Source organism: Achromobacter sp. E1, from assembly GCF_037039475.1.
Classification (GTDB): domain Bacteria; phylum Pseudomonadota; class Gammaproteobacteria; order Burkholderiales; family Burkholderiaceae_B; genus Achromobacter; species Achromobacter mucicolens.
Genome location: NZ_CP146253.1, coordinates 703420 through 719155, shown reverse-complemented (window position 1 = coordinate 719155; position 15736 = coordinate 703420). Strand labels below are relative to the sequence as shown.

The 15736-nt window shown below is 65.8% G+C and carries 18 protein-coding genes; 12 read left to right on the top strand and 6 right to left on the bottom strand.

Annotation, left to right across the window (positions count from 1 at the left end; translation table 11 throughout):
* Positions 1 to 6: 6 nt before the first annotated feature.
* From V6V88_RS03260 to V6V88_RS03245, 4 genes are all read right to left on the bottom strand, one after another.
* Entirely contained in the window at positions 7 to 435 is a 429-nt protein-coding gene (locus tag V6V88_RS03260; protein ID WP_056327938.1) for a tripartite tricarboxylate transporter TctB family protein, read from the bottom strand.
* Between the two features lie 260 nt (positions 436 to 695).
* A complete protein-coding gene (locus V6V88_RS03255) occupies positions 696 to 2228 on the bottom strand; it encodes a sensor histidine kinase (protein WP_223574268.1) in 1533 nt (510 codons plus the stop codon).
* Positions 2229 to 2915, bottom strand: coding sequence for a response regulator (locus tag V6V88_RS03250; RefSeq protein WP_056327910.1), 687 nt, complete (start codon positions 2913 to 2915; stop codon positions 2229 to 2231).
* A complete protein-coding gene (locus V6V88_RS03245; RefSeq protein WP_056327909.1) occupies positions 2896 to 3468 on the bottom strand; it encodes an RNA pyrophosphohydrolase in 573 nt (190 codons plus the stop codon). The genes V6V88_RS03250 and V6V88_RS03245 overlap by 20 nt, the downstream gene beginning before the upstream one ends.
* A 65-nt stretch (positions 3469 to 3533) precedes the next feature.
* On the opposite strand from V6V88_RS03245, the gene V6V88_RS03240 reads away from it, so the two are divergent.
* From V6V88_RS03240 to V6V88_RS03195, 10 genes are all read left to right on the top strand, one after another.
* Entirely contained in the window at positions 3534 to 5264 is a 1731-nt protein-coding gene (locus V6V88_RS03240) for a proline--tRNA ligase (RefSeq protein ID WP_056327908.1), read from the top strand.
* 58 nt (positions 5265 to 5322) lie between these two features.
* Positions 5323 to 5745, top strand: a complete 423-nt coding sequence (ybgC, locus tag V6V88_RS03235) for a tol-pal system-associated acyl-CoA thioesterase (RefSeq protein ID WP_056327936.1) — start codon at positions 5323 to 5325, stop codon at positions 5743 to 5745.
* A gap of 2 nt (positions 5746 to 5747) precedes the next feature.
* Positions 5748 to 6428, top strand: a complete 681-nt coding sequence (tolQ, locus tag V6V88_RS03230) for a protein TolQ (protein WP_056327907.1) — start codon at positions 5748 to 5750, stop codon at positions 6426 to 6428.
* Complete coding sequence (gene tolR / locus V6V88_RS03225) at positions 6428 to 6889, top strand: protein TolR (RefSeq protein ID WP_056327906.1); 462 nt, start codon at positions 6428 to 6430, stop codon at positions 6887 to 6889. The genes tolQ and tolR overlap by 1 nt, the downstream gene beginning before the upstream one ends.
* A gap of 39 nt (positions 6890 to 6928) precedes the next feature.
* Entirely contained in the window at positions 6929 to 8086 is a 1158-nt protein-coding gene (gene tolA, locus V6V88_RS03220; RefSeq protein WP_338617780.1) for a cell envelope integrity protein TolA, read from the top strand.
* 16 nt (positions 8087 to 8102) lie between these two features.
* Positions 8103 to 9425, top strand: a complete 1323-nt coding sequence (gene tolB, locus V6V88_RS03215; protein WP_056327904.1) for a Tol-Pal system beta propeller repeat protein TolB — start codon at positions 8103 to 8105, stop codon at positions 9423 to 9425.
* A 31-nt stretch (positions 9426 to 9456) separates the two neighbouring features.
* A complete protein-coding gene (gene pal, locus V6V88_RS03210) occupies positions 9457 to 9957 on the top strand; it encodes a peptidoglycan-associated lipoprotein Pal (RefSeq protein WP_056327903.1) in 501 nt (166 codons plus the stop codon).
* An 85-nt stretch (positions 9958 to 10042) separates the two neighbouring features.
* Positions 10043 to 10735: a tol-pal system protein YbgF gene (gene ybgF / locus V6V88_RS03205; RefSeq protein ID WP_280003833.1), complete on the top strand. Its 693-nt coding sequence runs from the start codon at positions 10043 to 10045 to the stop codon at positions 10733 to 10735.
* The gene (locus V6V88_RS03200) at positions 10735 to 11778 is read left to right on the top strand and encodes an iron ABC transporter permease (protein ID WP_338617776.1); all 1044 of its coding nucleotides are present in this window, start codon (positions 10735 to 10737) and stop codon (positions 11776 to 11778) included. The genes ybgF and V6V88_RS03200 overlap by 1 nt, the downstream gene beginning before the upstream one ends.
* Positions 11775 to 12587, top strand: a complete 813-nt coding sequence (locus V6V88_RS03195) for an ABC transporter ATP-binding protein (protein ID WP_338617773.1) — start codon at positions 11775 to 11777, stop codon at positions 12585 to 12587. The genes V6V88_RS03200 and V6V88_RS03195 overlap by 4 nt, the downstream gene beginning before the upstream one ends.
* Before the next feature lie 25 nt (positions 12588 to 12612).
* Here V6V88_RS03195 and V6V88_RS03190 read toward each other — a convergent pair whose 3' ends face one another.
* A complete protein-coding gene (locus tag V6V88_RS03190) occupies positions 12613 to 13110 on the bottom strand; it encodes a YbaK/EbsC family protein (protein WP_056327899.1) in 498 nt (165 codons plus the stop codon).
* A 140-nt stretch (positions 13111 to 13250) separates the two neighbouring features.
* Between V6V88_RS03190 and V6V88_RS03185 the strand changes: the two genes are divergently transcribed.
* The gene (locus V6V88_RS03185; RefSeq protein WP_223574257.1) at positions 13251 to 14060 is read left to right on the top strand and encodes an alpha/beta hydrolase; all 810 of its coding nucleotides are present in this window, start codon (positions 13251 to 13253) and stop codon (positions 14058 to 14060) included.
* 9 nt (positions 14061 to 14069) lie between these two features.
* On the opposite strand, the gene V6V88_RS03180 is transcribed toward V6V88_RS03185, so the two are convergent.
* Positions 14070 to 14540 (bottom strand): Lrp/AsnC family transcriptional regulator, encoded by a 471-nt coding sequence (locus V6V88_RS03180; protein ID WP_056327897.1) that lies wholly within the window; start codon positions 14538 to 14540, stop codon positions 14070 to 14072.
* 299 nt (positions 14541 to 14839) lie between these two features.
* Here V6V88_RS03180 and V6V88_RS03175 point away from each other — a divergent pair, with 299 nt between their 5' ends.
* Positions 14840 to 15733: a DMT family transporter gene (locus V6V88_RS03175; RefSeq protein ID WP_338617768.1), complete on the top strand. Its 894-nt coding sequence runs from the start codon at positions 14840 to 14842 to the stop codon at positions 15731 to 15733.
* The last annotated feature ends 3 nt before the right edge of the window (positions 15734 to 15736 follow it).

The window sequence follows — 15736 nt, the reverse complement described above, 5'->3', positions numbered from 1 at the left end:
GGCGCTTCAACCCCAACGGAACAGCGGAAGCTGCAATTGCAGCGCCCACCAGAAAACGACGACCGCGATCGCGGACATGGCGATCGACAGCAGGACGGCCTGCTTGATCGTGTTGGTGCGGTCGCCCAGCGCGGAGATGAAGACGATGGCGAATGTGGCGGGCAACAGGCCGCCGTAATGGCCCAGCAGCAGGAAGGCCAGGATGCCGAGCAGGATGCAGACACTGCCGCGGATGTCCGGCATGCCGGTGGGATGGCCTTCAGCGGGCGCGGGAGCCGAAGGTTCGGCCGAGCGCGCCGACATCGCGATCAGCAGGCCGGTGAGCGCCAGCAGGCCGCCCAGCGCCGCGGGAAAGAATCCCGGACCCATGTGGCTGAGCGAGCCGATGTGATAATCCGTGCCGCCGTAAATCGCGGCCAGACCGATCAGGACCATCAGCGCACCGCCGTAATAGTCCTTTCTGTTGATTGTCTTTTTCACTTCCGTCCTCCTTCCTTGTGCCGGACAGCGCCGGCCTTTCATGCGCTGCTCGAAGCGGGCAGCGCCCGGCCCCTGACGACAGGCCGGATCGCAGATTACGGAAGGAAGCTGCTAATCCGCTTTCTATGCGCTGTCGCATTCCTGAATCCGGGGGTTATCCCTGATCGGCAGGCGCGCCAGGCGCAAGAAAGTAGCGGACAGTGAAAAAGCGGGCGCTATTGATCGCCCTTGAGCTGGACCTCTGCGGGTCTCGGATACTGCGATACGGTGGGCGCCAGCGGCAGCCACAGCACCGACGCAAGGCCAACGCCGCCCTGGTCGTTGGGCTCGCCGTCGCGCAGTTCGATGTCGCCCTCGTTGCGGCGTGCGTAGGCGCGCGCAATGCCCAATCCCAAGCCGGAACCAGAGGAAGTCATCGGCTTGTCGGTGCCCACGCGCTCGAACCGCGTGAAGGCGCGCGTGCGCATGACCGGATCCAGACCGGGGCCGTTGTCGGACACGGCAACCTCGACGCGGTTGTCGGCGCGGCACACGGATACCGTGATGCGCGCGCCCGCCGGGGCGTAATGGATGGCGTTGTGCACAAGGTTGGACAGCGCTTCGTGCAGCTCGGCTTCGTTACCCGACACCGGCACCGGCGTGTCCTGGCCGTCTTCGGCGTCGGCCTGCACCCAACCCAGGTCCTGCTGTTTTTCGTGCGCGAGCGGCAGGTACTGCAACACGACTTCGCGCGACACGGCGTTCATGTCGAGCAACTGGCGCGGGGTCTGGCCGGCCTGGTTGGCGTGCGCCAGCGACAGCAACTGCTCGGTCAGCCGGCGCGTGCGCCCCAACTGGTCGACGATGGCGCGCAGCCCTTCGCGCACGCGTGCCGGATCGCGTTCGCGCAGCGTGTATTGGGCCTGCGTCAGCATGATGGCAAGCGGCGTGCGCAACTGGTGCGAGGCGTCGGCAAGGAAGCTGGATTGCTCGTCCAGCACCCGCCGGTAACGGGCGATGTGGTGATTGACGGCCTCCACCAGTGGAGCGACTTCACTGGGCACGCGCGAGGCGTCCAGCGGCGTCAGATCGTCGGGGCGGCGGCTGCGGATGTCGGCCTGCAGCCGCCGCAGCGGCTTCAATGCCCAGGACACGCCCCACCACACCAGCAGCACGACCAGCGCCAGCATTCGCGAATCGCGCAGGATCTCCTGGCGCCGCGCGCTGTTCTCGGCCTCTATGCGCTTGCCAGTGCTTTCGGCCACGACCACCAGAACCTGGCGATGCTGGCCCTGGTAATAGAGATCGCGCACGACGGACACGACCCGCACGGGGTCGTTGCGATACACGCCGTCGTAGAAGATGGGTTGGCCATTCGAGCGGGGCCAGGAAGGCGGACGCGGCATTTCCGGCATGCCGAGCAGCGTCTTGCCCTGCGTCTGGGGCACGGGCGACCCGTCGGGCAATGGAGGATCGATTTCCTCGATGCGGAAATACTTGCGCAGGCCCGCCCGGGATTCGAGCATGACCTGCGCATACAGCGGCGTGGCCACCTGCAGGCTGCCGTCGGGCGTGAATTCCAGGCTGCTTTCAAGCACCCGAGCCGGCTCGACCAAGGCGCTGTCGTAGGCCTCGTTGGTGATTTCGGAAAGGGTGCGGTAGTCGTTCAGACTGTCGATGACCAGCAGCACCACCACGCCGGGCAGGAGCAGGATGATGAGAAGCGCGCGGATGCCGACGCGCGGCAAACCGGGAATCCGCAGGCTCACTTAGGGTTCCGCGGACTCGCTGGCTACGCTTTCGAGCATGTAGCCCAGCCCGCGCACGGTCACGATGCGCACGTCGCTGCCGGCCAGCTTCTTGCGCAGGCGATGCAGCACGACTTCGATGGCGTCCGGATTGGCTTCGCTATCGTGGGTGAAGACCTTGCCGAACAATTGCGACTTGTCCACCGGGTAGCCGCTGCGCGTCAGGAGCGCCGCCAGGGCGGCGTGCTCACGCGGGGTCAGGAAAAGCAGCGATCCGTCCAGCGTGAAGGCACGGCTTTCGCTGTCGTAGGACAGCGAGCCGCACTGCAGGCGCGGGTGCTGGCGGCCACGGCTGCGGCGCACGAGCGCCGTCAGGCGGGCTTCCAGTTCTTCCAGTGCGAAGGGTTTGGTCAGGAAGTCGTCCGCGCCCAGGTTCAGGCCGCGGACGCGATCCTGCAGCGCGCCTTGCGCGGTCAGCAGGAGGACGGGGGTGCGGTCGTCGCGGTTGCGCATTTCGCGCAGGACGACGAGCCCATGCTTGTCGGGCAGGCGCAAGTCCATGACGATGGCATCGTATTCCGTGCCCGCCATGAAGGCTTCGGCCGTGCGCGCATCCGCCGCGTGATCGGGTACGAACCCGCTTTGGGCGAGCGCGCGCATCAGCCAGGACGCCATGTCCCGTTCGTCTTCAACCAACAATATGCGCATGACCGTCCGTTCCTTCGGGCAAATTCTCTGCTGCCCGCTGACCATGCACACGCTGGCGCAGGTAACGGGTTTCGTGATGGCGCCGAAAGAGGATAGCCGACAACTCGTTCAACGCCTGGGTATAGACGTCTCGCTTGAACTCGATGACGGCATCCAGAGGAACCCAGTACTGGCTCCAGCGCCAGGCGTCGAATTCCGGATGCTGCGTCGCGCGCAAGCACACATCACTGTCACGTCCCACCAGGCGCAACAAGAACCAAATCTGTTTTTGTCCTTTATAGTGGCCGCGCCACTCACGCCGGACAAAGTGATCGGGCACGTTATAACGTAACCAATCGCGTGTACGCCCCAAAATACGGACATGCTCGGGCTTCAGGCCCACCTCTTCATGGAGTTCGCGATACATGGCCTGCACCGGGCTTTCGCCATACTTGATGCCGCCCTGAGGGAACTGCCATGCATGTTCCCTGATACGCTTGCCCCAAAAGACCTCGTTTCTAGTGTTGACGAGAATGATGCCGACATTGGGGCGGTAGCCTTCGCGGTCAAGCATGGGCCACCCCCACCGAATTCAATACAATTACGGTCGATTATACGTATCTGCTGCCACCTTTAAACATGCGCGCATCCAACTACCATATCAACACCCTCAAAGAAGCCCCTTCCGAAGCGGAAGTCGCCAGCCACCAGCTGATGACCCGCGCCGGGATGATCCGCAAGCTCGCGGGCGGCATCTACACCTACATGCCGCTGGGCCTGAAGGTCATCCGCAAGGTCGAGGCGATCATCCGCGAAGAAATGAACGCGGCGGGCGCCATCGAGTTGCTGATGCCCGTGGTGCAGCCGGCCGAGCTCTGGCAGGAATCCGGCCGCTGGGAGCAGTACGGCGCGGAACTGCTGCGCATCAAGGACCGGCACCAGCGCGATTTCGTGCTGCAGCCGACGTCCGAGGAAGTCATCACGGACATCGCCCGCAATGAAATCCACAGCTACCGCCAGCTGCCGCTGAACTTCTATCACATTCAGACCAAGTTCCGGGACGAGCGCCGTCCCCGCTTCGGTCTGATGCGCGGCCGCGAATTCACGATGAAGGACGCCTACTCCTTCGACCGCGACGAAGCCGGCGCCCAGCGCAGCTACGACACCATGTTTGCCGCCTACATGCGCATCTTTGGCCGCCTGGGCCTGGAGTTCCGCGCGGTGGCGGCCGACACGGGCTCCATCGGCGGCACGCGCAGCCATGAATTCCAGGTGATCGCCGACACGGGCGAAGACCTGCTGGTCTACAACGCGGAATCGGACTACGCGGCCAACATCGAATTGGCGGAAGCGCCCAGCCTGTACGCCACCCGTGCCGCCGCCGCCCAGGCGATGGCGGACGTCGCAACGCCCGGCGCCGCCAAGTGCGAGGACGTGGCCAAGCTGCTGGGCATTCCCCTGGAGCGCACGATCAAGTCGATCGTCCTGGCCACCGACGGCGAAAAAGGCAAGGTCGACATCTGGCTGCTGCTCCTGCGCGGCGACCACGAACTGAACGAGATCAAGGCGGGCAAGCTGCCGGGCCTGGCGGGCTTCCGGTTCGCCACCGAAGCCGAGATCGTCGAGTACTTCGGCTGCAAGCCCGGCTACCTGGGCCCGGTCAAGACGGCCAAGCCGGTCCACGTGATTGCCGACCGCACCGTCGCCAACATGGCCGATTTCGTCTGCGGCGCCAACCGCGAAGACTTCCACATCCAGGGCGTGAACTGGGGCCGCGACCTGCCCGAGCCCGAACTGGTGGCCGACCTGCGCAACGTCGTGGCGGGCGACCCCTCGCCGGATGGCAAGGGCACGCTGTCGATCCAGCGCGGCATCGAAGTGGGCCACGTCTTCTACCTGGGCAAGAAGTATTCCGAAGCCCTGAAGGCCACGTTCCTGGACGAAACCGGCAAGCCGGCCGTCCTGGAAATGGGCTGCTACGGCATCGGCGTGACCCGCATCGTGGGCGCCGCCATCGAGCAGAACCACGACGCCCGCGGCATCATCTGGCCCCGCGCGCTCGCCCCCTTCGAAGTGGTCATCTGCCCCGTGGGCTGGGGCAAAAGTGAAACGGTGCGTGACACCGCGCAAAAGCTCTATGAATCCTTGCTGGCGCGCGGCGTGGACGTCATGCTGGACGACCGCGATGCGCGCCCCGGCGTCATGTTTGCCGAGTGGGAACTGATCGGTGCGCCGCTGCGTGTAACAGTTGGAGAACGCGGTCTGAACGACGGTGTGGTGGAATTGCAGGCCCGTCGGGAAACCGAAGCGGCCAAGATTCCGGTAGAGTCCGCGCTGGAAGCGGTGCTGACGAAGCTCGACACGCTTTAACCCTGTAGCTGCTACGGACTTGCCGCGTCCCGACCCGCACCATCCTTTCCTGAGTATCGTGACCGATCAGAAGTCCGCCGAATCCACCCTGCAAGTCCGCGTCTACTACGAAGACACGGATGCCGGCGGGGTGGTCTTCTACGCTAACTACTTGAAATTCCTGGAGCGGGCACGCACCGAATGGCTGCGCGATCTGGGCGTCAACCAATCCGGGCTGGCCGCCAGCGAGCAACGACTGTTCGTTGTCCGCGCCCTGGACATGTCCTACCGCAAACCGGCCAGACTGGACGATTTGCTTACCATACGCAGCCGAGTCACCAAACTGGGCCGCGCTTCGATACACTTCGCGCAGCGCGCGGAGCGCAACGGGGAACTGCTTGCCGAAGGCAACATCCAAGTCTGTTGCGTCGATGCCGTTCACATGCGGCCGGCAGAGTTGCCGGCCGACATTCGCGCAAAACTGGAATTCATTCAGGAATAACCATGCAAGTCACCAACGACATGTCGTTGCTTTCGCTGATTTCGCACGCCAGCGTGCCGGTCCAGCTGATCATGCTGATGCTGTTGGGCATCTCGATCATGTCCTGGACCTATATCTTCGCCAAGCGCATGGCCATCAAGCGGGCCCATGACCAGACGCGCCGCTTCGAAGACGACTTCTGGTCGGGCGGCGACCTGTCGATGCTGCAGCAGGCCGTGGCCTCGCGCCGCGACGAGCAAGGCGCCCTCGCCCGCATCTTCGATGCCGGCATGACCGAATTCCTGAAGGCCCGCCGCGGCAATGCCAGCGGCGACGCCACGGCAGTGCTGGACGGCCCGCGCCGCGCCATGCGCGCCGCCTACCAGCGCGAAATGGACGCACTGGAATCGCACCTGAACTTCCTGGCCTCCGCCGGTTCGGTGTCCCCATACATCGGTCTCCTGGGCACGGTCTGGGGCATCATGCACGCCTTCATCGGCCTGTCGAACATGCAGCAGGCCACGCTGGCCTCGGTGGCTCCCGGCATTGCCGAGGCGCTGATCGCCACCGCCATCGGCCTGTTCGCCGCCATTCCTGCCGTGGTTGCCTACAACCGTTTCACGAATGACATCGACCGCATCTCGATCCGCTTCGACAGCTTCGTCGATGAATTCCTGAACATTCTGCAACGGCAGGTGCGCTAATGCCCTCGGTAAGCTCGCGCGGCAGGTCCGGCCGCCGCATGAAGGCCGACATCAACGTGGTGCCGTACATCGACGTGATGCTGGTGCTGCTGGTCATCTTCATGGTGACCGCGCCCCTCATCACGCCCGGGCTGATCCAACTGCCGTCGGTGGGCGCCGCCTCCGACGTGCCCGTCAAGCCGCTGGAAGTCCAGATTTCGGAAGACGGCAAGATCGCGCTGCGCATGCGCGAAGCCGGCGCCACCATGCAGGACATCGCGCGCACCGAACTGGTGGCGCAAGTGCGTTCGCGCATTACCGCGGAAACGCCGGTGGTCATCGCCGCCGACGGCAAGGTGCCCTACGAGACGGTTGTGAAGGTCATGGACGAGCTGCGCACCAACGGCATCACCCGCCTGGGTCTGCTGGTGGACCAGTCCGCCGCAGGCGCCCAACAGCCCGCACCCGCCAAGAAACGCTAACGCGCCGCCATCCGCCGGCCCGGCCGGCATGCACCGCACATGACGCCACCCATAATTCGACACCGCAGCGGCCCGCCGGCCACCCCGCCCAACAACGACAACCGGAATTCGCTGATTCTGGCTGTGGCGGTGCACCTGCTGCTGCTGGTTGCCCTGATCTTTGGCGTGAACTGGCATACCGAGAACCCTGGCCCCGTCCAGGTGGAACTCTGGGCAGACGGCAATTCGCCCGTCTCGCCGCCGCCCACGCGGCAGCCCGAACCGCCCAAACCCCAACCCAAGCCGCAGCCCGAGCCGGAGCCTGAAAAGACGCCGGAGCCGCCGCCTCCGCCCCCTCCTCCTCCGCCGCCGCCTGAACCCCAACCGCAGGTCCAGGCCAAGACCGAGGAAGTCGATCCCGAGATCGCCATCCAGGAGGCGAAGAAAAAGCGCGAGCAGGAAGAGAAGGCCCGCCAAGCCGCCGAGGCCGCCAAGGAAAAGGCGCGCCTGGAAGAAGAGCGCAAGCAGGCCGAGCTGAAGGAAAAGAAGCGCCTGGAGCAGGAACGCCAGGCCGCCGAGAAGGCCGCTGCTGAAAAGGCCGCTGCCGAGAAGGCTGCCGCCCAGAAGGCCGCGGCGGAGAAGGCTGCCGCCGAAAAGGCTGCTGCCGAAAAGGCCGCCGCCGAAAAGGCCGCCGCCGAGAAGAAGGCCAAGGAAGAAGCCGCAAAGAAGGCAGCAGCTGAAAAGGCTGCCGCCGAGAAAGCCGCTGCCGAGAAGGCTGCGGCCGAGAAGGCGGCTGCGGAAAAGGCTGCCGCCGAGAAGGCCGCCGCTGCCAAGAAGGCCGCCGCCGACAAGGCGTTGAAGGACGCGTTCCGCAACGACGCCCTGGGCGCCGCCGGCATTCCGGGCGGCACCGCCGACCGCAACCAGGCGGGCGGCGGACGCGACAGCGGCTACGGCGCCAAGGTCCGGGCCTGCGTGCAGCCCGGGGTGGCGTATCCGCCTCCGCCCCGCAGCGGCTCGGGAAATCCGACCGCGCAATACCGGGTACAGTTAGGTTCTGACGGGAAGGTGAATGGCGTCACGTTGACCAGTTCTTCTGGCAACGCGGGCTTCGACCGTGCGGTCGAAACCGGCATCCGCCGTTGCAACCCGTTCCCGAAGCCCTCGACGGGCCGCTACGAACCCATTATTGACGTTGTCTACAGAATGTATGACTGACAGGAGATTGACGAACATGACTCCCGCTTATAGTCGACGAGTACCCACTCTCGCGCTCTGGAGAGCGTATGGAATCGGATTGCTGATGGTGGCGCTTGCCTGCCTGATGGCCATGAAGCCCGCCCACGCGCAGCTGCGTGTCGACATCTCCGGCACCGGCGCCACGCAATACCCCGTGGCCATCGCCGACTTCGCGGTCGATGACACCCACGGCCGCGCACTGGCCGAAGTCATTCGCGCCGACCTGACCCGCACCGGCCAGTTCCGCCTGATCAACGCCGCGGGCTCCGGCCTGAACGTGGATTCCCCGATCGCCCACGACGACTGGCGCGGCAAGGGTGCGGACTTCATCGCCTACGGCAGCATCACGCGGGGCGCCGATGGCCGCTACGACGTGCGCTACCGCCTGGCCGACACGGTCAAGAAGTCGCAGTTGGACGGCGTGGCCTTCTCGGGCACCGAGCAGGAACTGCGCCGCGTGGCCCACCAGATCGCCGATCGCATCTACGAAAAGATCACCGGCGTTCGCGGCGTGTTCTCGACGCGTATCGCGTACGTGCTGAAGAAGGGTTCCACCTACGAACTGCAGGTGGCTGACGCCGACGGCCAGAATCCCCAGGTCGCCCTGCGCTCGCGCGAGCCGATCATTTCGCCGTCCTGGTCGCCCGATGGCAGCAAGCTTGCTTACGTGAGCTTCGAGTCCGGCAAGCCCGTCGTCTATGTGCACACCCTGGCCACCAGCGCGCGTGCACCGGTCGCCAACTTCAAGGGCAACAACAGCGCCCCGGGTTGGTCGCCTGACGGCAGCAAGCTCGCGGTCGCTCTGACGCGTGACGGTTTGTCGCAAATTTACGTCGTTAATGCAGCCGATGGCTCGAATCCGACCCGAGTTACGCGTTCTCCCGGGATTGACACCGAGCCGAGCTTTACGCCTGACGGTGCTTCCATTATCTTTACGAGTGACCGCAGCGGCGGGCCGCAAATCTATCAGACCGGCTCGACAGGCGGCGAAGCCCGCCGTCTCACGTTTAATGGTGGTTACAACATATCACCCCGAATTTCCCCCGACGGATCGACGCTGCTGTACGTTGCAAGACGAGACGGCGCGTTTCGAATCGCATCCTTGAACCTGTCCACTGGCGCCGAAGCCTTGCTGACTGATGGTCGTGACGATCAGTCGCCCAGCTTTGCGCCAAACGGAATGCAAGTGCTCTACGCAGCCATCCAGAATGGCCGTAGCGTGCTTGCAGGTGTCTCGAGCGATGGACGCGTACGACAGACGCTTTCGGTACTGAACGGGGAAATACGTGAACCGACTTGGGGCCCATTTACCCGATAACACGTGTGACTCTCTTTGCAAAGGAACTATCATGAAGTCGCGCATTGCCAAAAGCCTAACCATCGCCGCTCTGGCTGCCGCCCTGGCAGCTTGCAGCTCCGTCCCTCTCGACGATAAAGCGGGTCAGGGTGGAGGCGCTGGCCAAGGATCTTCGGCCTCTGGCCAAATCCTTGATCCTTTCAACCCCCAAAGCATCCTGGCGCAACAGCGCTCGGTGTACTTTGATTTCGACAGCTACACCGTGTCGGACCAATACCGTGGCCTGGTCGAAACCCATGCCAAGTACCTGGCCTCGCACCAACAGCAAAAGGTCAAGATCGAAGGCAACACCGACGAACGCGGCGGTGCTGAGTACAACCTGGCCCTCGGCCAGCGTCGTGCCGACGCCGTGCGTCGCATGATGACCCTGCTGGGCGTCAGCGACAACCAGATCGAAACCATCAGCTTCGGCAAGGAAAAGCCGCGCTCGACGGGTACGACTGAAGCCGACTTTGCCGAAAACCGCCGCGCCGATATCAATTATCTGCGTTAAGCTTTTCGCTTAGTCTGGAGCCCTACCTCGCGTCGGGACGGCCAGCCGGCCGTCCCGACGTTTGTTTTTATCCCCGGGAATATTCATGCGCGATCAAGTTCTGTCCCTGCGTCCCCTGATTGTGGCCACTGGCCTGGCGCTAGCCGCCCTCACGGCCCCCGCTCACGCTTTTTCCGACGATGAAGCCCGCAAGGCCATCCTGGATTTGCGCCAGCAGGTGCAGCAGCAGAACGAGCAAAGCCAGCGCGCCAAGCTTCAATTGGCCGACCAGATCCAATCCCTGCAGCAAGAAATCGCCCAGCTGCGCGACCAGCTCGAGCTGGTGTCGCGCCAGCAACCGAGCGCCAAGCCGGGCGGCGGCGCGCCGGGTAGTGCAAATCCCCCGGGTGCCTCTGCCGGCGATCCCCAGGAACAGACCGCCTATGACGGCGCGATGGACCTGTTCCGCAAGGGCCAATACAAGGAAGCCGCCGAATCGCTGGCCGCCTTCACCGCGCTCTACCCCAACAGCCAGCTCGCGCCCAGCGCCCAGTTCTACCAGGGCAGCAGCCGTTATGCGCTCAAGGACTTCAAGGGCACCATCGAGCAGCTGAACGCCATGGTGCAGAAGTCGCCGGACAACGCCCGCGCGCCGGACGCCCTGCTGATCATCGCGGGCAGCCAGATCGAACTGAACAACCGCGCCGGCGCCAAGGCCACCTTGCAACGCATCGTGCGCGACTACCCCACCACGCCGGCCGCCACCACGGCCAAGAGCCGGCTGCAACTGCTGCAGTAATGCCGCACGCCGCCAGCGCGGCAGGCGCTTACCGCCAGATTCTTCGCCGCCGGGCGGGGCTGATTGCCCTGCTTCTGGCGGCGATTCTGTTTGCGCTGCTGATCGACTTCACCGTAGGCCCGTCCGGCCTGCCCTGGCGCGCGCTCTGGCAGACGCTTGCCGCGCCCGCCGATGCTGATCCGACCTATCGCGTGATTGTCTGGGACATCCGCCTGCCGTCAGCCCTGATGGCGGCGCTGGTAGGCATGACGCTCGGCCTGGCGGGCGCCGAGATGCAGACCATCCTGAACAATCCCCTTGCCAGCCCGTTCACCCTGGGCGTGTCGTCGGCGGCGGCCTTCGGCGCCTCGCTGGCGATCGTGCTCCAGTTCGGGCTGCCGGGCGTGCCCGCCGGCTGGCTGATTGCCGCCAACGCCTTTCTATTTGCCCTGCTGGCGGCGCTGCTGCTGGATGCGGTGGCCCGATGGGGCGGCATGAACACATCGGGCGTCGTGCTGTTCGGCATCGCGATGGTGTTCACCTTCAATGCGCTGGTGTCGCTGGTGCAATTCACCGCCAGCGCCGAAGCCTTGCAGAACCTGGTGTTCTGGACGATGGGCAGCCTGGCGCGTTCCAGCTGGACGACCGTGGGCGTGCTGGCGCTGGCGTTCGCGGTGGCCTTGCCGCTGGCCATGCGGCAATCCTGGAAGCTGACCGCGTTGCGGCTGGGCGAGGACCGCGCCGCCAGCTTTGGCGTGGATGTGCGCCGCGTGCGCGTTGCGGCGTTGGCGCGCGTGAGCCTGCTGTCCGCGCTGGCGGTCGCCTTTGTCGGGACGATCGGGTTCATCGGACTGGTGGCGCCGCACATCGCGCGCCGGCTCTTCGGCGAAGACCACCGCTTCTATCTGCCGGGCAGCGCCCTGGTGGGCGCGGTGATCCTGTCGCTGGCGTCGATCGCATCCAAGAATCTCATGCCGGGCGTGGTGGTGCCCGTGGGCATCGTGACCGCGCTGGTGGGCATTCCCTTCTTCGTTTCCGTCGTGCTGCGCAGGCAATTGCCATGACAAGGCCCGCTCCCGCCCCACGCCCCGTCGGCCTGGCGGTCCAGGCGCTTTCGGCCGGTTACGGGCGCGAAGACGTGCTGCACGACCTGACGATCCCCGCGCTTGCCGCGGGCGAAGTGACGGCGCTGCTGGGTCCGAACGGCAGCGGCAAGTCCACGTTGCTCAAGGCGCTGGCCGGCTTGGTGCGGCCCCGCGCGGGCGGCGCGGCGCTGGACGGGCTGGACCTCACGCGCCTTGACCACGCAGAGCGTGCCCGCCATGTGGTGTACCTGCCTCAAAGCCTGCCGGCGGCCGTACACCTGCGCGTGTTCGAGTCCGTGCTGGTCGCCGCCCGCGCCAGCGGCGTGGCGGCGCGCCCCGTGGACCTTCAAGCCATCGACCAGCTGCTGGCGCGGCTGGGCATCGCGCATCTGGCCCTTCACTATCTGGACGCGCTGTCTGGCGGACAAAAGCAATTGGTGGGGCTGGCGCAGGCGCTGATCCGCCATCCGCGCGTGCTGCTGCTGGACGAGCCGCTATCGGCCCTGGATCTGAACTACCAATTCCACGTCATGCGCCTGCTGCAGCAGGAAACCCGCGAGCATGGCCTGATCAGCCTCATCGTGCTGCACGACCTGAACGTGGCGCTTCAGCATGCGGACCAGGCCGTGATGATTCATGAAGGGCGGCTGCACGCCGCCGGAAGCCCGGCCGACGTCATCACGCCCGACGCGCTGGCTGCCGTCTATGGCGTGCAGGCGCGCGTGGAGGCGTGCTCGAAAGGCCGCCGGCAGGTGCTGATCGACGGTTTGCAGGCGCAGCCGGGCTGAACCGCACAGCCCGGCACGGGCAAGCTCAGGCGCGCTGCGCCACGTCCGCGACGGGCGCGCCCGTCATGTCCGCCAGCTGGGCCGGCGTCAGGTTGAACACGGTATGCGGATGGCCGGCGGCGGCCCACAGGCTTTCGTAATTGAAGAGGTCCGCGTCCAGCAGCATGACCGGCTTGACGGCGTGGCCGATGGGGCAGACGCCGCCGATGGCATAACCGGTCATGTCGCGCACGAAGCGCGCATCGGCCTTGGCCAGTTCGCCAACCTGCGCCGCGACCTTGGCTTCGTCCACACGGTTGGCGCCGCTGGCGATGACGAGCACCGGCGCGTTGTCGGTGGCGCGCCGGAAGATGATGGACTTGGCGATCTGGGCGACTTCGCAGCCCAGCCCCGCGGCCGCCTCGGCCGAAGTCTTGCCCGTCTGGGGCAGCACCACCACGGGTTTGTCATGCCCCAATTCCACGAGCAGACGCGCAACGCGCTGAGCGGATTCCGGCAAGGCGGCGATGGATTCTGGCGACATCGTTGAAAACTCCGTTCAAGAAAACTGGCCCGCGCGCGGACGGTGCCGGCGGGCCGCAGACGAGTGTATCAGCGTCCGGCCGGGCCGCCGCGCCCCGACGCCGGGCTAGAATGCGGACCTGACTACACGTCCCGATCCCCATGCGTTCCGAACCCGTTTTGCCTTTGCAGACCGCGCCCATCGGCGGTTATGCCATGTCCTACACCGAGTACGGCAGCGGCACGCCGCTGGTGCTGGTGCACGGCTCCCTGTCCGACAGCCGCTACTGGAAGTCGCAGATGGCGCCGCTGGGGCGTTCGTTCCGGGTGCTGGCCGTGTGCCTGCGCCGCTATTGGCCCGAGGCCTGGGACGGCGAAGGCGGCGGCTTTTCGGTCGAGCAGCATGCCAGCGATGTGCTGGAATTCATCGACACGGTGGCTGGCGGCCCGGCCCATCTGGTGGGCCACTCACGCGGCGGGCGTGTCGCCCTGGAAGCCGCCCTGCGTCAGCCGCAATCGCTGCGCAGTCTTACGCTGGCGGATCCCGGCCTGCAGTTGCCCGGGTGCGCCGACGAACGCGGGGGCTTTCGCCAACGCGCCCTGACGCTGATCCGGCAAGGCGACATCGAGGAAGGGTTGGCGCTGTTCGTGGACACGGTGACCGGCCCCAACACCTGGCAGCGCATGGTGCCGTGGTTCAAGGAGATGGTGCGCGACAACGTGGGCACGCTCTTCGGACAGGTGGACGAACGGCCGGACACCCTGACGCCCGAGCAGATCGGCGGCGTGACGATGCCGGTGCTGCTGATTGGCGGCGCGCTGAGCCCGGCGCCCTATCCCGCGGTGCTCGATGCGCTGGCGCGATGGCTGCCGCAATCCCGCCGCATCGACATCGTGGGCTCTTCGCACGGCATGAATCTGGGTAACCCCCGCGCCTTCAATGGTGCCATCCAGGAATTCATCGGCGGTTGATCCGCGCGGTCAGGGCTCGACCGACGGCGTGTGCTTCAGGCGCCGCAGCACAAACGTAGAACGGCTGTGCCGCACGCCGCGCAGCTTGTACAGCCGCTTGCGCAGGAATTCCTCGTAGCCTTCCGTGCCCGCCACGGCAACCTTGATCAGGTAGTCGTATTCGCCCGTGACCAGAAACGCCTCGACCACTTCGGGCAGGCGGCTGATTTCCTCGCCAAAGCGCGCCAGCGTGTCGTCGTCGTGGTGCTCAAGCGTGACTTCGATCATTACCGTGTCCGGCAGCCCCAGCGCCTTCTGGTTCAGCAAGGCCGCATAACCTTCGATCACCCCCGCCTCTTCCAGCGCCTTGACGCGGTTCCAGCAGGGCGTGGGCGACAGGCCGACCGTTTCGGCCAGCTTCAGGTTCGTCAGCCGGCCATCCGCGCGCAGGGCGCGCAGGATCTTGCGGTCGGTGTCATCGAGTTTGGGCAATGTGGGCATGGCTGACGGACTATTGAAGGAAGAATCCCTATGGCAGCGGATTTTACAGAAATTAGATTCTTCAAAGCGTCGTAAACCGGCGTGAATCAAGAAACCTATTTTGCGCATGACGCCGTAGACTTTCCTCAAGGCGCGCACCTATCCCGCGCGTCCCGATTCGGCGCTCACGCTGCGGCACAACCCGGCGGGTGCGCCGGCAGTTTTCACGCAGCAAGCCCGCGCGCCGATCCGCGCGGCTGGAAATCATGCCTCACGCAGCAGCACCCGCGAAATCCGGTCTCGGCCTATCCGGCGCCGTCATGCTTTTCGTCGCCCCCGCGCTCTTCGCCTCAAACATGGTTGCGGCCCGCTGGGCGCACGACGCCAACCTTCCCCCCGTCTTTCTCGCCTTCGGCCGCTGGCTGATTGCCCTGCTGATCCTGTTGCCCTTTGCCGCCCCCGCCTTGCGCGCCCATCGCCGGGCCTTGTGGCGCGGCCTGTCGGCGCTGTTGCCGCTGGCCGTGCTGGGCATGGGCGTGGCGGTGGCGCCGCAGTACATCGGCGCGCAGACCACTAGCGCCACCAACATTGCACTGATCTTTTCGTGCAGCCCGCTGCTGGTGACGCTGCTGGAAGCGGTGTTTTGGCGCAAGCCGCTGTCAGCGCCCCGCGCGGCCGGCCTGGCGCTGGCGTTGACCGGCGTGCTGGTGGTGCTGACGCGCGGCGACGCCCACGCGCTGGTGCGGCTGGCGTTCGGACAAGGAGATCTGTGGGTGCTGCTGGCCGCCACCGGCTGGGCGTTGTACACGGTGCTGCAAAAGCGCCTGACCCTGCCTGCGGTGCCCGACAGCGCGCGGCTCGCGACGATGATGCTGGGCGGCGCAGTGGCGCTGGCGCCCTTTGCCGGCATTGAAGCGGCAGCCGGCATGGCGCCTGCGTGGACGGACCCGCGCCTGGCAGCGGTGCTGCTGTTCCTGGCGGTGGTGCCGAGCCTGGGCGCCTATTACGTCTATGGCCGGCTTATCAGCGTGGCCGGTCCCGCAACCGCGGGCCTGTCGATGTTCCTGGTGCCGGTCTACGCGGCGCTGCTGGCCTGGCCGCTGCTGGGCGAGGCCCCGCAGCTCTTTCATGCCTACGGCTTTGCCATGATCCTGCTGGGCGTGAAGCTGGCCTCGTCGCGGCTGCGCCCGGCGGCGGCCGCAGCCGCCGCCTGAGGT

What these genes read in the sequence shown, in the direction of transcription:
- V6V88_RS03260 (WP_056327938.1), bottom strand. Translation starts at nt 435, where the DNA reads ATGGTCCTGATCGGTCTGGCCGCGATTTACGGCGGCACGGATTATCAC.
- V6V88_RS03250 (WP_056327910.1), bottom strand. Translation starts at nt 2,915, where the DNA reads ATGCGCATATTGTTGGTTGAAGACGAACGGGACATGGCGTCCTGGCTG.
- V6V88_RS03245 (WP_056327909.1), bottom strand. Translation starts at nt 3,468, where the DNA reads ATGCTTGACCGCGAAGGCTACCGCCCCAATGTCGGCATCATTCTCGTC.
- V6V88_RS03240 (WP_056327908.1), top strand. Translation starts at nt 3,534, where the DNA reads ATGCGCGCATCCAACTACCATATCAACACCCTCAAAGAAGCCCCTTCC.
- tolQ (WP_056327907.1), top strand. Translation starts at nt 5,748, where the DNA reads ATGCAAGTCACCAACGACATGTCGTTGCTTTCGCTGATTTCGCACGCC.
- tolR (WP_056327906.1), top strand. Translation starts at nt 6,428, where the DNA reads ATGCCCTCGGTAAGCTCGCGCGGCAGGTCCGGCCGCCGCATGAAGGCC.
- tolA (WP_338617780.1), top strand. Translation starts at nt 6,929, where the DNA reads ATGACGCCACCCATAATTCGACACCGCAGCGGCCCGCCGGCCACCCCG.
- tolB (WP_056327904.1), top strand. Translation starts at nt 8,103, where the DNA reads ATGACTCCCGCTTATAGTCGACGAGTACCCACTCTCGCGCTCTGGAGA.
- pal (WP_056327903.1), top strand. Translation starts at nt 9,457, where the DNA reads ATGAAGTCGCGCATTGCCAAAAGCCTAACCATCGCCGCTCTGGCTGCC.
- ybgF (WP_280003833.1), top strand. Translation starts at nt 10,043, where the DNA reads ATGCGCGATCAAGTTCTGTCCCTGCGTCCCCTGATTGTGGCCACTGGC.
- V6V88_RS03200 (WP_338617776.1), top strand. Translation starts at nt 10,735, where the DNA reads ATGCCGCACGCCGCCAGCGCGGCAGGCGCTTACCGCCAGATTCTTCGC.
- V6V88_RS03195 (WP_338617773.1), top strand. Translation starts at nt 11,775, where the DNA reads ATGACAAGGCCCGCTCCCGCCCCACGCCCCGTCGGCCTGGCGGTCCAG.
- V6V88_RS03190 (WP_056327899.1), bottom strand. Translation starts at nt 13,110, where the DNA reads ATGTCGCCAGAATCCATCGCCGCCTTGCCGGAATCCGCTCAGCGCGTT.
- V6V88_RS03185 (WP_223574257.1), top strand. Translation starts at nt 13,251, where the DNA reads ATGCGTTCCGAACCCGTTTTGCCTTTGCAGACCGCGCCCATCGGCGGT.
- V6V88_RS03180 (WP_056327897.1), bottom strand. Translation starts at nt 14,540, where the DNA reads ATGCCCACATTGCCCAAACTCGATGACACCGACCGCAAGATCCTGCGC.
- V6V88_RS03175 (WP_338617768.1), top strand. Translation starts at nt 14,840, where the DNA reads ATGCTTTTCGTCGCCCCCGCGCTCTTCGCCTCAAACATGGTTGCGGCC.